The organism is Streptomyces sp. NPDC051364, from assembly GCF_040682115.1.
Lineage (GTDB): Bacteria > Actinomycetota > Actinomycetes > Streptomycetales > Streptomycetaceae > Streptomyces.
Genome location: NZ_JBFBAH010000008.1, coordinates 150,252 through 166,005, shown reverse-complemented (window position 1 = coordinate 166,005; position 15,754 = coordinate 150,252). Strand labels below are relative to the sequence as shown.

The window sequence follows — 15,754 nt, the reverse complement described above, 5'->3', positions numbered from 1 at the left end:
AGGCGATCAGCTCGTCTTGCCCAGGGCCCGTTGCACCAGATCGGCAACGTCCATGGCGTCGATCAGTTCCACGTCGGCGGCGGCCGCCGACGGCTCCACTTCCGGCGCGTCCGCGTCCGCGTCCGTGTCGGCCTCGGCGAGGCCGAGGAGGGTGTCCAGCACCCCGGCTTCCTTGAACCGGGCGAACGGCACGGACGCCAGGACCTGCCTGAGCTCGTCCTCCCGCCTGTCCAGGCCGTCGTCGGCCTCCCGGAGAAGTTCGGAGCGCAGGTATCCGACCAGCGCCTCCGGGGTGGGGTAGTCGAAAATCAGGGTTGCGGGCAGGCGCAGTCCGGTGGCCGCGTTCAGGCTGTTGCGGAGGTTGACGGCGGCCAGTGAGTCGAAGCCGACTTCCTGGAACGCCTGGCGCGGGCCGATGCCCTCCGCGCCGCTGTGGCCGAGGACCGTCGAGGCGTGACCGCGAACCAGCCGGAGCAGGATGCGGTCCTGCTCGGTGTCCGAGACTGCCCGCAGAGAGTCCGCGAGGGACGTGGCGGCGTCGCTGTTCTCGCCGTCGCCCTGCAAGGCCTGGAGGGCCTTCTTCGCCTCGGGCAGGTCTGCGAACAGGGGGCTGGTGCGGACCGAGGTGAACGCGGGGATGAAGGCCCCCCAGTCCATGTCGGCCACCGCGACGAACTTCTCGTTGCCCTGTACCGCCTGCACCATCGCGGTGACCGCCAGCCGGGGCGCCACGGGAAGGACGCCACGGCGCCGGAGCTGGGCCAGGGCAGCCTCGTCCATGCCCACGCCGATCTGGTCGAGGGCTCCCCAGGCGATCGACGTCGCCCTCTGTCCACGGGCGCGACGCCACTCGATCAGGGCGTCGAGGACGGAGTTGGCCGCTCCGGACGGACCCTGGCCGCCGCCGCCCCACACGCCCGCGATCGAGGAGAAGACGACGAACGCGTCGAGCGGGGTGTCCTCGAACAGCTCGTCCAGCCACACCGCGGTGTCCACCTTGGCCGCGAACACCCCGGCGAGGTCCTGCACTCCGGTGTCGTCGATGGAACTGGTCTGCGTGACGTCGGCGGCGTGCACCACGGCCGTGACCGGCTGCTCCGCGGCCGCCTCGGAGACCAGCCGCGCGATCGCGTCCCGGTCGGAGTCTTCGCACGACTCCACCGTGGTGGCGACGCCCAGTCCGGCCAGTTCGGCCCGCAGGTCCGACACGCTCTCGCCGGATGCCTGCGCGGTCGTGGTGACGATGAGCCGGTCGGCGCCGGCCTGCGCGAGCCAGACCGCGACGTGCTTGCCCAGCCCCTCGGCGCCGCCGGTCACCAGGACCGTGCCCCGGGGCTGCCAGCCGGCGTCGCCGGTGGATTCCGGGACGGGCTTGCGCACCAGGCGCCGGGTGTACACACCCGATCGCCGGACCGCGAGCTGGTCCTCGTCGGCAGCGGAGTTCAGCACTCCGAGCAGGTACTGGGCCGTACGCGGGTCGCTCACGGCAGGCAGGTCGACCAGGCCGCCCCACCGGTCGAGCCGTTCCAGCGCAGCGGCGCGGCCGAGGCCCCACAGCGACGCCTGCACCGGTGAGGTGAGGGTGTCGTGGATGCCGATGTTCACCGCGCCCCTGGTCAGGCACCACAGCGGCTGGGTGGCGTTGTTGTCCCCAAGGGCCTGGATCAGCGCGAGCGTCGACGCCGTGACCGCGGTCGGGTCCTGCAGACCGCTGCCCGTCCGCTCGTCCAGGGCCAGCAGGGACAGCACTCCGGTGAGGTCGTGTTCGGCCAGGACGCCGGTCAGCCGCTTTGCGAGCCCCTCCCGCGTACGGTCGGGCTCACCGATCTCCAGCAGGACGGTGCCCAGTCCAAGACCGGTCAGCTCCTCCAGGAGGGCGTCGGTCGCACTGCCGTCCGGACGTGGCGACGGTACGACGACCAGCCAGCGGCCACCGGGTACGCCGGCGGCTTCGCGCTCGAGCGGCTGCCAGGTGACGTGGTAGCGCAGCTTCTCCGCCGTCGACCGCTCGCGGCGCTTGCCCCGCCATTCCGCCAGTACGGGGACGACGGTGTCCAGTGCGCTGCGCTGGTCGGCCGACGCCATCTCCAGCAACTCGCCGAGGGAGTCCAGATCGGCCCGCTCGATCGCGGCCCAGAAGTCGGAGTCCGCGCCTTCGGCCGCATCGCCGGCGGCGTCGGTGGCTGCCTCCGCCTCCTGGAGCCAGTAGTGCTGGTGCTCGAAGGCGTACGTCGGCAGGTCCACGCGTACGGACCCGGCCCCGGCGGGCAGGACACCGCTCCAGTCCACGGCCACACCGCGGACGAACAGCTCGGCCATCGAGGCCAGCAGCCGTCGCAGGCCGCCGTCCTCGCGCCGCAGCGAACCCGTCACCACCGCATCGGTTCCGGTGTCGTCAGCGGTCTCGGTGATCGGCTGGACCAGCACCGGGTGGGCACTGACCTCGACGAACACCCCGTGGCCCTGGTCGAGCAACTCGGCCACGGCCGGGCCGAAGCCCACCTGGCCGCGCAGGTTCCGGTACCAGTACCCGCCGTCCAGGACGCCGGCGTCCGTCACCCAACCACCGGTCGCGGTGGAGTAGAACGGCACCTTCGGCGCCTGCGCGTCGATCCCGGCCAGTGCCTCGGCGAGCGTGTCGCGCACGTCCTCCACGTGCCGGGTGTGCGACGCATAGTCCACCGCGACCCGACGCACCCGGACACCCTGACCCGACAGCGCCTCCAGCACCTCGTCCAAAGCCTCGGCGTCACCGGCGATCACCACCGACGACGGCCCGTTGACCGCGGCGACCTCGACCCGGTCCGCCCACGGCTCCAGCCACGCAACCGCGTCGTCGACGCTCAGCGCGACCGACGCCATACCGCCGCGGCCCGCCAGCTCCTTCGCGATGACCTGGCTGCGCAGCGCCACCACGCGTGCCGCATCGTCCAGGGACAGGGCCCCCGCGACGCAGGCAGCGGCGATCTCGCCCTGGGAGTGACCGAGCACGGCGCCCGGTTCCACTCCCGTGGAGCTCCACACGGCCGCCAGGCCCACCATCACGGCGAAACTGGCCGGCTGCAGGACATCGACCCGCTCCATGAGCTCGGGCTCGGTCTCGCCGCGCAGTACGTCGATCAGCGACCAGTCGATCCAAGGCTCCAGGGCGGCAGCGCACTCCGCGATCCGCTCCGCGAACACCGGCGAGGAGTCCAGGAGCTCACGGCCCATGCCCGCCCACTGCGAGCCCTGGCCGGGGAACACCCACACGACCTTGCCCGGCTTGCCCGAACCGGCGCTGCCGGACACCACACCGGGCGCGCTCTCGCCCCGAGCCAGCGCCTGCAGACCGGCCAGCGCCTCCTCGTCCGAGCCGGCCACCACGACCGCGCGCTCGCCCAGCACCGCGCGGCCCGACACCAGCGCCCCTGCCACACCCGGCAGCGGTACACCGTCGGCGCCCTCGACGTACGCCGCCAGCCGCCCGGCCTGACCGGCCAGCGAACCGGCGCTCCGCGCCGACACCACCAACGGCACCACACCCGCAGGCGCCGGCGGCTGCTGCGCCTCTTCCGCGGGCGCCTCCTCCAGGATCAGGTGCGCATTCGTCCCGCTGGCCCCGAACGAGGAGACCGCGGCCCGGCGCGGATGGCCGTTGCGCGTCCACTCGCGTGCCTCGGTCAGCAGCTCCACCGCGCCCGCGGACCAGTCCACCTGAGGCGTGGGCTCGTCCACATGGAGCGTGGCGGGCATGACGCCGTGCTGCATGGCCATGACCATCTTGATCACGCCGGCCACACCGGCAGCCGCCTGCGCATGGCCGATGTTCGACTTCAGCGAGCCGAGCCACAGCGGCTGCTGCGGATCCCGGTCCCGCCCGTACGTGGCCAGCAGTGCCTGCGCCTCGATCGGGTCGCCCAGGGCCGTACCGGTCCCGTGCGCCTCGACGACGTCGACATCCGTCGGAGTGAGTCCGGCCGTGTCCAGCGCCCTGCGGATCACCCGCTGCTGCGAGGGACCGTTCGGCGCGGTCAGACCGTTGGAAGCACCGTCCTGGTTGACGGCGCTGCCGCGCAGCACCGCGAGCACCCGGTGCCCGCGCTCGCGCGCCACCGACAGCCGCTCCAGTACGACCACGCCGACGCCCTCGGCCCAGCCGGTGCCGTCGGCCGCCGAGGAGAACGCCTTGCACCGGCCGTCGGCGGACAGGCCGCGCTGCCGCGAGAACTCCATGAAGGCGTCCGGGCTGGCCATGACCGTCGCGCCGCCGGCGAGCGCCATCGAGCACTCGCCCTGCCGCAGCGACTGTGCAGCCAGGTGGATGGCCACGAGCGACGAGGAACACGCCGTGTCCACCGTGACCGCGGGGCCCTCGAAGCCGAACACGTACGACACGCGGCCCGAGGCCACGCTCGCCGCCGTACCGGTCATGAGGTAGCCCTGGACGTCCTCGGGCACCTGGTGGAGCCGGGTCACGTAGTCGTGGTGGACGATTCCGGTGAAGACGCCGATGTCACTGCCCTTGGCGGACTGCGGGTCGATGCCCGCCCGCTCCAGCGCCTCCCAGGACGTCTCCAGCAGCAGCCTCTGCTGCGGGTCCATCGCCAGGGCCTCACGCGGGGAGATCCCGAAGAGCCCGGCGTCGAACTGCGCGGCCTCGTGGAGGAATCCGCCCGAGCGGGTGTAGCTGGTACCCGGGTGGGCCGGGTCCGGGTGGTACAGCCCCTCGAGGTCCCAGCCGCGGTCGAGCGGGAACCCGGACACCGCGTCCCGCTGCTCCACCACGAGCTTCCACAGCTCCTCGGGGCTGTCCGCCCCGCCCGGCAGCCGGCTGCTCATGGCGACGATCGCGATCGGCTCGTCCGAGACGGAGGCCGCCGCCGTGGCCGGGGCGGGCACCGCTGCCTGCTCGCCGAGCAGTTCGCCGCGCAGGTGGGCCGCGAGCAGGGTGAGCGTCGGGTAGTCGAAGACCAGCGTGCCGGGCAGGTCCACCCCGGTGAGGTCGCGCAGGCGGTTGCAGAGCTTGACCGCGCTGAGGGAGTCGAATCCAAGGCTCTTGAAGGACTGCTCCTCGTCGAACCCGTCCGACTCGCGGTGGCCGAGCACGAACGCAGTGCTCTGCTGGACCAGGTCCGTCACCACACGCTGCTGCTCCGCGGCCGACAGCCCGGCCAGCCGGCCCGCGATCGCATCGCCGACCCCTTCGCTCCGCGACACCACGCGCCGGGTGAGGGCACCGGAAGTCGTCTGCGCCTCGGCGGCAGAGGCGCCCGGCTCGACCGTCGTGGCCGGCGCCTCGGCGCCGTCTCCGGGCAGGGTGCCCAGGGCCAACGGGCCGAGGACCGCCACCGGTTCGCCGACCGGGTCCGCGAGCTCCAGCAGGTGGCGGCCGTCCGGCGCCGGCGTGATCCGCAGCCGCAGCGAGGCGGCGCCTTCCGCATACACGGCCAAGCCGGCGCAGACGGACAGGTCAGCAGTGGTACGGGCGTCCAGGACGCGCAGCGCGGTGTCGAGAAGAACCGGGTGCAGGGTGAACTCGGCGGCTTCGTCGGCCAGTTCGGCCGGAAGTGCGATCTCTGCGAAGGTCTGTCCGTCCTGCTGCCACACGCGGTGCGCCCCCGGGAGGAGTGCGTCACCGTCTGCGGGCAGCGGCCAGTCCCGCAGGTCGAACGCCGACTGCGGCATTCCGGGGACGAGCACGGCTCGTGCATGGCACGTCCAGGGCCCTTGCTCCGGGCCGAGGGGCCGGCCGTGGACGGCGGCCCGGCGGCGCCCGTCGGGGCCCGGGCCGTCCACCGACACCCGCACCTGGGTGTGGCCGTGCCCCGGCACCGTCAAAGGCGCCTCGACGACGACCTGTTCGAGGCTTCCGCAACCCACCTCGTCGCCGGCCCTGACGATCATCTCCAGGAGCGCGGCGGCCGGAACCCTGGTGGCGCCGTCCGGCTCCGTCGCGCCGGGGAGCCAGCCGCGGCTTCGCGGCGACAGCCGCCCGGTCAGTACGACGCCGGTCTCGCCGTCGTCGCCCGGCATCTCGATGACGGTGCCGAGCAGCGGGTGCCCGGCGCCGGCGGTGCCGAGCGCTTCCGCGCCGCCCTTCGCGGTCTCGTCGGCTTCGACCCAGTACCGCTGGTGCTGGAACGCGTACGTGGGCAGGTCGGCCCCGGCCGCCGTGGCGGGCCGGCCGAGAACGGACGCCCAGTCCACGGCCACACCGCGTACGTGCAGCTCCGCGAGGGCGGTCAGGACACCGGCGGGCTCCGCGCCGTCCTTGCGCAGGGTGGCGATGCAGCTCTGCTCGCGGCCGCCGAGCGAGCCGAGCGCCATCGCGGCGAGGATCCCGCCGGGTCCCAGCTCGAGGAACGTCGTCGCTCCGAGGTCGCTCAGCGCGATGACGGCATCGCCGAACCGCACCGCGTTCCGCGCCTCGTCGACCCAGTACTCGGGGCTGCTGAGCTGCCCTTCCCGGACGGGTTCGCCGGTCAGGGTGGAGACGACGGGAAGAGCGCCCGGCTGGTACGACAGGCTCTCCAGGACCGTGCGGAACTCGTCGAGCACGGGCTCCATGAGCGGGGAGTGGAAGGCGTGGCTGACCGGCAGCCTGCGCGTCTTGTGGCCGCGGCCGGCCAGTTCGTCGGCGACGGCGAGAACGGCGTCCTCGGCGCCGGAGAGCACCAGCGAGTCGGGGCTGTTCACCGCGGCGACGCAGACCACACCGCGGGCCCGGGCCAGCAGGGGGGCGACGTCGGCCTCAGCTGCCTGGACGGCGACCATCGCGCCGCCTTCGGGCAGGGACTGCATCAACCGGCCGCGGGCGGCGATCAGCTTGCCTGCTTCGCCCAGTCCCAGCACTCCGGAGACGTGCGCGGCAGTGATCTCTCCGATCGAGTGGCCTGCGACGAGATCCGGTCGCACCCCCCAGGACTCGAAGAGCCGGAACAGCGCGGTCTCCAGGGCGAACAGGGCGCCCTGCGTGTACATCGTCTGGTCGAGCAGTTCGCTGTCGGGCGACCCCGGCGCGGCGAACACCACGTCGCGCAGCGGGCGCGCCGCGTGCTCGTGCAGGTTCTCTTCCACGGCGGCGCAAGCGGCGGCGAAGGCCTCGCGGAAGACCGGGTAGGTCTGCGCGAGTTCGCGGCCCATGCCGGCCCACTGGCTGCCCTGACCGGTGAAGAGGACGGCCAGTTTGCCCGTGGTCGGGGTGCCGGAGACGACGGCGGGGCTGGCTTCGCCGCGTCCGAAGGCGCTCAGATCGGCAGAGAGCCGTTCCCTGTCGGACGCCAGGACGACGGCGCGGTGGTCGAGTTGCGCACGCGTGGTGGCGAGCGCGTGGGCGGCATCGGTCAGGCGTACGTCGGGTCGGGCGTCGAAGAACCGGGCGAGCCGGTCGGCCTGGCCGCGCAGTCCTGCCGGCGTCCGCGCCGAGACGGGTACCGGTACCGGGACGCCGGCCGGCTCAGGGCCGGGCTCCGGAGCCGGAGCCGGCGGCTGATCGGGGGCCTCTTCGATGACGACGTGCGCGTTGGTGCCGCCGATGCCGAAGGAGGACACGCCGGCCCGGCGGGGCCGGCCGCTGCGCGGCCAGTCGCGGGCCTCCGTCAGCAGTTCCACGGCGCCCGCGGACCAGTCGACGTGGGACGACGGACGGTCCACGTGCAGCGTCCTGGGGAGGACGCCGTGCCGCATGGCCATGACCATCTTGATCACGCCTGCGACGCCGGCCGCCCCCTGGGTGTGCCCGATGTTCGACTTCACGGACCCGAGCCACAGCGGCCGGTCGGCCTGCCGGTCCTGGCCGTAGGTCGCCAGGAGGGCATCCGCCTCGATCGGGTCGCCGAGCGTCGTACCCGTGCCGTGCGCCTCCACGGCGTCCACGTCCGCGGCGGCGAGACCGGCATGGGCCAGGGCCTTGCGGATCACCCTCTGCTGCGCCGGACCGTTCGGCGCCGTCAGACCGTTCGAGGCGCCGTCCTGGTTCACCGCGGACCCGCGGACCACGGCCAGTACCTGGTGGCCCCGGCGACGGGCGTCCGACAGCCGCTCCACGAGCAGCAGCCCCGCGCCCTCGGACCAGCCGGTGCCGTCCGCGCCGTCGGCGAACGCCTTGCACCGGCCGTCGGGGGCCAGTCCGCGCTGCCGGGAGAACTCGACGAAGGTCTCCACGGTGCCCATCACCATCACGCCGCCGGCCAGCGCCATGGAACACTCGCCCCGGTTCAGTGCCTGCGCCGCCAGGTGCAGTGCCACCAGGGAGGAGGAGCACGCCGTGTCGACCGTGAGGGCGGGGCCCTCGAAGCCGAAGTGGTAGGCGATACGGCCGGAGGTGACGCTGCCCGAACCGCCGGTGAGGCGGAATCCCTCGACACCGGACGCCTGGTGCATCCGCACGCTGTAGTCGTGGCTGTTGACCCCGACGAAGACGCCGACGTCCTCCCCGGCCAGTGTGGTCGGGTCGATCGCGGCCCGCTCGAAGGCCTCCCACGACGTCTCGAGCAGCAGTCGCTGCTGCGGGTCCATCGCCAGCGCCTCGTTCGGCGAGATGCCGAAGAACGCGGCGTCGAACCCGGCGGCGTCGTCGAGGAACGCGCCGTGGCGTACGTAGGTGGTGCCGGCGTGGTCGGGATCGGCGTTGAAGACCCGCTCTGTGTCCCAGCCGCGGTCGTCGGGGAACTCGGTGACGACGTCGACCCCGTCGGCCACGACCCGCCACAGGTCCTCCGGGCTGTGCACGCCGGCCGGGAAGCGGCACGCCATCGCCACGATCGCGATCGGCTCGTCGGTCGTCCCGGCGGGCGCCTCGGGCCCGGCCGGACGGTGCGGCGTAGCGCCGAAGAGCTTGGCGCGCAGGCGCTCGGCGAGCGCCGTCGGCTTCGGGTAGTCGAAGATCATCGCCGGGGAGAGGGTCAGCCCGGTCGCGATGGCCAGCCGGTTCCGCAGCTCCACTGCGGTCAGCGAGTCGAATCCGGCCTCCTTGAAGGTCCGGGTCGCATGGACGGCATCTGCAGTGGTGTGTCCGAGCACCTCGGCGGCGTGCCGCAGGACCAGTTCGAGCAGGGCCTCGGTCTGCTCGGCATCGCCCAGACCGGCAAGGCGCTCCCTCAGCGACTCCGGCCCGGACTGAGCGGCAGCCCGGGCCGCCGGTCGCGGCGACGGGGCCAGACCCCGCAGCAGCGGCGGGACCGGAGCCTCGGCCGCAGCCGCCCGCAGGGCGGACAGGTCGAACTTCGCCGCCACCAGCGTGTCGGCGGTGCCCGCGTCGGCGGCCAGGGCAGCGTCCAGCAGGGCCATCCCCTCGCTCGCGGAGAGCCCGCTCATGCCGATGCGCCGGTTGCGGCGCTGGTCTGCGGCGCCCAGGTGCTCGGTCATGCCGCTGACCGTCGCCCAGTAGCCCCAGGCGAGGGAGACGGCCGGCAGACCGAGGCCGCGGCGCCGGTGCGCCAGCGCGTCCAGGTAGGCGTTGGCCGCTGCGTAGTTGGCCTGCCCGGGGTTGCCCAGCACGCCCGCCGCCGAGGAGAACAGCACGAACGCGGCAAGGTCCAGGTCCCGGGTGAGCTCGTGCAGGTGGAGCGCCGCGTCCGCCTTGGGCCGCAGTACGGTGTCGACCCGGTCCGGGGTCAGCTCGGTGAGCACCCCGTCGTCCAGCACACCGGCGGAGTGCACCACGGCGGTGAGCGGGTGCTCGGCCGGTATCGCCCGCAGGAGGGCCTCGAGCTGGGCCCGGTCCGCCGTGTCGCAGGCGGCGATGGTGACGGACGCCCCCATCGCGGTCAGCTCGTCGTGGAGTTCCGGGGCATGGCCGCGGCGGCCGGCCAGGACCAGGTGGCGGATGCCGTACGCGCTGACCAGGTGCCGTGCGGTCATCGCACCCAGCGTCCCGGTGCCGCCGGTGATCAGTACGGTGCCCTCGGTGTCCAGCGGCCGCGGGTGCGGCCCGGCTTCGGACGCCGACCGGTCCTGCGAGACGGGCACGCGGACCAGCCGGGGCACCTCCGCCACGCCCTCCCGCACCCTCAGCTGCGGTTCGCCGCTCAGTACGACGGCCGCCAGAGCGGACCGGGAGACGTCGTCGAGGTCCGCCAGGACGATCCGGTCCGGATGCTCCGACTGCGCCGAGCGGACCAGGCCCCACACCGCGGCCGCGTCGGGGTCGGCGCAGTCCCCGGTGACCACGGCCAGCCGGGTTTCCGCCAGGGCGGGTTCCGCGAGCCAGGCCTGGAGTACGGCCAGCGCCGCGTTGACCGATGCGCGGGGGTCGGCGGCCGCCGCGCTCGCGGCCTCGGCCTCGTACAGCAGGACGTCGGGAATCGACGTGGCCGAGCCGGCCGAAGCAGCGACGTCCTCGCCGGTCGCGACGGTCACGATGTCGAGGGCGCGGTCCTGGGCGGGAAGCGCACACTCGGTCCACTCGAGGCGGAACAGGGCGTCGTGCGGCAACGCGCCGGCGATCCCTGCCTGTTCGGGGGAGAACGGAGTTCCGCGTACCGCGTCGACGGTCATGACGGGCTGCCCCGTGGGGTCGGTCAGCTGCAGACCGGTTCCCTCCGCCGACGTCCCGCCCGGGCGCACCTGCAGAGCGCCGGCGCCGGAGGCCAGCAGGGACACCCCGGTCCACACGGACGGGAGCATGCCGTCGGGGACGACCGTACGGACGGCGGCGTCCAGCAGCGCGGGGTGCACCCCGTAACGGCCGGCGTCACGGAGAGCGGAGCCGTCGAGGGCCACTTCGGTGACGGGCCCGTCGTTCGCGGAGGTCACGGTGGCGCCGGCGGGAGCCAGCGCGCCGTGCGCGTGCCGCGTCCACTGCGCGTCCAGAGGGGCGTCCGCGGCGCGGGAGAAGATCTCCACCGACCGCCGTCCCGCCTCATCGGGCTCGCCGACGATCACCTGGACGCTGCGGCTGCCCCGCTGCGGCAGCACCACCGGCATACCGACGGTCAGTACGTCGAGTACGGGAGCGGCGACCAGGTCTCCGAGCCGGATGGACATCTCGACCAGGGCCGCGTTCGGTACCACGACGGCATCGGACACCTGGTGGTCCACGAGCCAGGGCTGCGACCGGAGCGACCAGCTCGACGTGGCCATGAGACCGGCCGGGTTCGGCATGCCGACGACCGCGCCCAGCAGCGGGTGACCGGCCCCGGCGAGTCCCAGCGATGCCGCGTCGGTCGCGGAAGCGGCCGTCTGGATCCAGTAGTGCTGGTGGTCGAAGGCGTACGTCGGCAGGTCGATGCGGGCGGACGTCGCCCCGGCGGGCAGAACCTCGGCCCAGTCGAGGGCCACACCGCGGACGAACAGCTCGGCCATCGAGGCGAACAGCCGTCGCAGGCCGCCGTCCTCGCGCCGCAGCGAGCCGGTCACCACCACATCGGCGTGGCCGGCATCGACGGCCTCGGTGATCGGCTGGACCAGCACGGGGTGGGCACTGACCTCGACGAACACCCCGTGGCCCTGCGTGAGCAGGTCGGCCACGGCCGGGCCGAAGCCCACCTGGCCGCGCAGGTTCCGGTACCAGTACCCGCCGTCCAGGACGCCGGCGTCCGCCACCCAACCACCGGTCACGGTGGAATAGAACGGCACCGTCGGGGCCTGCGCGGTGATCCCGGCCAGCGTTTCGGCGAGGGTGTCGCGGATCGCCTCCACGTGCCGGGTGTGTGAGGCGTAGTCCACCGCGACCCGACGCACCCGGATGCCGTCGGCGGACAGCGCTTCCAGCGCTTCGTCCAGAGCCTCTGCGTCACCGGCGATCACCACGGAGGACGGCCCGTTGACCGCAGCCACCTCGACGCGGTCCGCCCACGGCTCGATCCGTACCAGCGCCTCGTCCGCACTCAGCGCCACCGAGGCCATACCGCCACGCCCGGCCAGCTCCTCGGCAATCGCCTGGCTGCGCAGCGCCACGACACGCGCCGCATCCTCCAGCGACAGCGCACCCGCCACACACGCGGCCGCGATCTCACCCTGCGAGTGACCGAGCACCGCATCCGGCTCCACGCCCACCGACGCCCACACTGCGGCCAGAGCGACCATCACGGCGAAGCTCGCCGGCTGCAGTACGTCGACCCGGTCCAGGACCTCGGGCTCGGTCTCGCCGCGCAGCACCTCGGTCAGCGACCAGTCGATCCACGGGTCCAGAGCGGCAGCACACTCCGCGATCCGCTCGGCGAACACCGGGGAGGAGTCGAGCAGTTCACGGCCCATGCCCGCCCACTGCGAGCCCTGGCCCGGGAACACCCACACGACCTTGCCCGGCGCACCCGAACCGGCACTGCCGGTCACCACACCGGGCGCGCTCTCGCCGCGCGCCAGCGCCTGCAGACCGACCAGCGCCTCCTCGTCCGAGCCGGCCACCACAACCGCGCGCTCGCCCAGCACCGCACGGCCCGACACCAGCGCCCCTGCCACCTCCGCCAGGGACACCTCACCGGCGCCCTCGACGAATTCCGCCAGCCGCCCGGCCTGACCCGCGAGCGAACCGGCGCTCCGTGCCGACACCACCAACGGCACCACACCCGCAGGCGCCGACGGCTCCTGCGCCTCTTCCGCGGGCGCCTCCTCCAGGATCAGGTGCGCGTTCGTCCCGCTGACGCCGAACGAGGACACACCGGCCCGGCGCGGCCGGCCGTTCTGCGGCCACTCCCGCGCCTCCGTCAGCAGCTCCACCGCACCCGCAGACCAGTCGACCTGGGGGGTGGGCGCGTCCACGTGCAGGGTCGCCGGCAGCACCCCGTGCCGCAGCGCCTGCACCATCTTGATCACACCGGCCACACCGGCCGCCGCCTGCGTATGACCGATGTTCGACTTCAACGAGCCCAGCCACAACGGCTGTTCCGGGTCCCGGCCCTGCCCGTACGTCGCCAGCAGGGCCTGCGCCTCGATCGGGTCGCCCAGGGCCGTACCGGTCCCGTGGGCCTCCACCACGTCCACATCCGCCGAGACCAGCCCGGCGCCGGCCAGCGCCTTGCGGATCACCCGCTGCTGCGACAGCCCGTTCGGCGCCGTCAGACCGTTGGAAGCGCCGTCCTGGTTCACCGCACTGCCGCGCAGCACCGCCAGCACCCGGTGCCCGCGCTCACGCGCCACCGACAGCCGCTCCAGCACCACCACACCGACGCCCTCGGCCCAGCCCGTGCCGTCCGCGCCATCGGCGAATGCCTTGCACCGGCCGTCGGCCGCCAGGGCCCGCTGCCGGGAGAACTCCACGAAGTGGTCGGGGGTCGCCATGACCGACGCACCGCCGGCGAGCGCCATCGAGCACTCGCCCTGCCGCAGCGCCTGCGCGGCCAGATGCATCGCCACCAGCGACGACGAGCACGCCGTGTCCACCGTGACCGCCGGACCCTCCAGGCCGAGCACGTACGAGACGCGGCCCGAGGCCACACTCGTCGCCGAACCCGTGGTCGCGAAGCCCTCCAGCTCCGGTGCCTCCGCAGCGGCGCCTGTCCCGTATCCCTGGCCGAACAGCCCGGAGAACACACCGACGTCGGCGCCCTTCAGCGAGCCCGGGTCGATACCAGCCCGCTCCAGCGCCTCCCACGAGGCCTCCAGCAGCAGCCGCTGCTGCGGGTCCATCGCCAGCGCCTCACGCGGCGAAATCCCGAAGAACCCCGCGTCGAAGAGACCCGCCTCGTGCAGGAACCCACCCTGATCCGTGTACGAGGTACCCGCACGGCCGGGGTCCGGGTCGAACAAGCCGTCCAGATCCCAGCCCCGGTCCTCGGGGAAGGACGACAGGGCGTCCCGGCCCTCGGACACCAAGCGCCACAGGTCCTCCGGCCCCGCCACGCCACCCGGCAGACGGCACGCCATGCCCACGATCGCGAGCGGTTCATCGGGGTCGGCCGCCCTGACCGGCTCGGTCACCGGCCCGGTGATCCCGAGAACCTCGGCCCGTATGCAGCCTGCCAGCGCCACCGGAGTGGGGTGGTCGAAGACGACGGTGGTGGGCAGCGGCAGCCCGGTGCTCTCCACCAGCCGGTTGCGCAAGGCGACGATGGCCATCGAGGTGAAGCCCAGGTCGCGGAAAGCCCGGTCGGAGGGGATGGCATCCGGGCCCGGCTGCTGCTGCACGACGGCGGCCTGTGTACGGACCAGGTCTTCCAGCAGTACCAGCTGCGCGCGCTCCTCCAGGCCGGACAGCCGGTCACGCAGGGCTGCCGCGACGGTCGCGTCGGGCCGGCTGCCCAGCAGCGCGTCGTGGTGTGCGATCGCCTCGTACCGCAGCCGGCTCGGCTGATCGGCCAGCAGGCGGCGCTTGATCTTGCCCGACGCGGTCCGGGGGATGGCGTCGACCTCGTGGACCTGCTCCGGCACCTTGTAGGCGGAGAGCAGCTCGCGGCACCGGTCGATCAGCGTCGCGGTGTCGAAGCCGGAGGGGCCGGGGACCACGTATGCGACCGGTACCTCCCCGAGCGTCTCGTGCGGTACGCCGGCCACCGCCGCGTCGGCGACACCCTCGACGGTGCGCAGGACCGCCTCGATCTCCTCGGGGTGGATGTTCTCCCCGCCGCGGATGACGAGTTCCTTGATCCGGCCGCAAATGGTGAAGTAGCCGGCGTCGTCACGCCGGGCCAGGTCTCCGGTCCGGTACCAGCCGTCCTGCATCGCCGCGGCCGTCGCCTCCGGGCTGTTGTGGTAGCCGACCATGACGTTCGGTCCGCTGACCCACACCTCCCCCTCCTGTCCGACGGGCACGTCGAGCCCGGTGGTGGGGTTGACGATGCGGACGCCGACGCCCGGCACGGGCAGGCCGCAGGAGCCGTCGACCCGGGCGCCGTCCGGCGGGTTGATGGTGATGGCCCCGCACGTCTCGGTGCTGCCGTAGGCGTCGACCAGCGGGACGCCGAAGCTCTCCTCGAAGTCGCGGCGCAGCCGGGATCCGGTGACTGCTCCGCCGACCAGGCCGATCCGCAGGTCAGGTGCGGAGAAACCGTTCTGCTGGGCGGCCGTCACCAGGTGGTGGTACGTGGTGGGAACCCCGGCCAGGAACGTCGAATTGTCCTCGCGCAGTGCCCTGATCACGTCCTCCGCGGAACTGCCGTCCATGATCCGGGCCGTGGCGCCGACCACGGTGACGGACAGGACGCACGCGATGTGCGAGAGGCTGTGGAACAGCGGGAGGGGCCAGAGCACCCGGTCCTGGTCCGTCAGCCCCGGAATCGGCACGTAGCAAGAGGCCACGGACCAGAGGCAGTTGCGCTGTGTCGACAGGACGCCCTTGGGCCGGCCGGTCGTCCCCGACGTGTAGAACATCCAGGCCACGTCGTCGAGGCCGAGGTCGTCCCCGGCGGCCACGGCCGGCTCGCGGACGGCGAGTTCGTCGTACGAGTGGGCTCCCGCCCCCGCCGGGACGTCGCCGGTCACCAGCAGCGTGATGCCGGGCGCCACGGCCGGTGAGCGCCGGAACCTCTCCGCCTGCGCGGAATCGGTGATGACCACCATGGCCCCGCTGTCGGCCAGCAGGTACTCCAGCTCGGCAAGGGCCGAGGCAGGGTTGAGCGGCACCCCGACGCCGCCGACGCGCACGACCGCGAGGTAACTCTCCACGGTGGACACCGTGTTGCCGAGACAGATGGCCACCCGGTCCCCGCGCCGGACACCCAGGCTCGCCAGATGTCCGGCGAGCCGGCGCGTGCGCGCCTCCAGGTCGCCGTAGGTGACCGCTCGCCGGTCGTCTGCGAAGGCCACCTTGCGGGGGAAACGGGTCGCGTTCTCCAGGAGTGCGACAGGGAGTGGCTTGACGAGATCGGTGCGCACTGTGCCGCAGGTCCTTTCG

At 73.3% G+C, this 15,754-nt stretch carries 1 protein-coding gene; it reads right to left on the bottom strand.

Annotated elements, in window-relative coordinates; genetic code table 11:
- Positions 1 to 6: 6 nt before the first annotated feature.
- Positions 7 to 15,735, bottom strand: a complete 15,729-nt coding sequence (locus tag AB0M76_RS19580; RefSeq protein WP_365954024.1) for a type I polyketide synthase — start codon at positions 15,733 to 15,735, stop codon at positions 7 to 9.
- Positions 15,736 to 15,754: the final 19 nt, after the last annotated feature.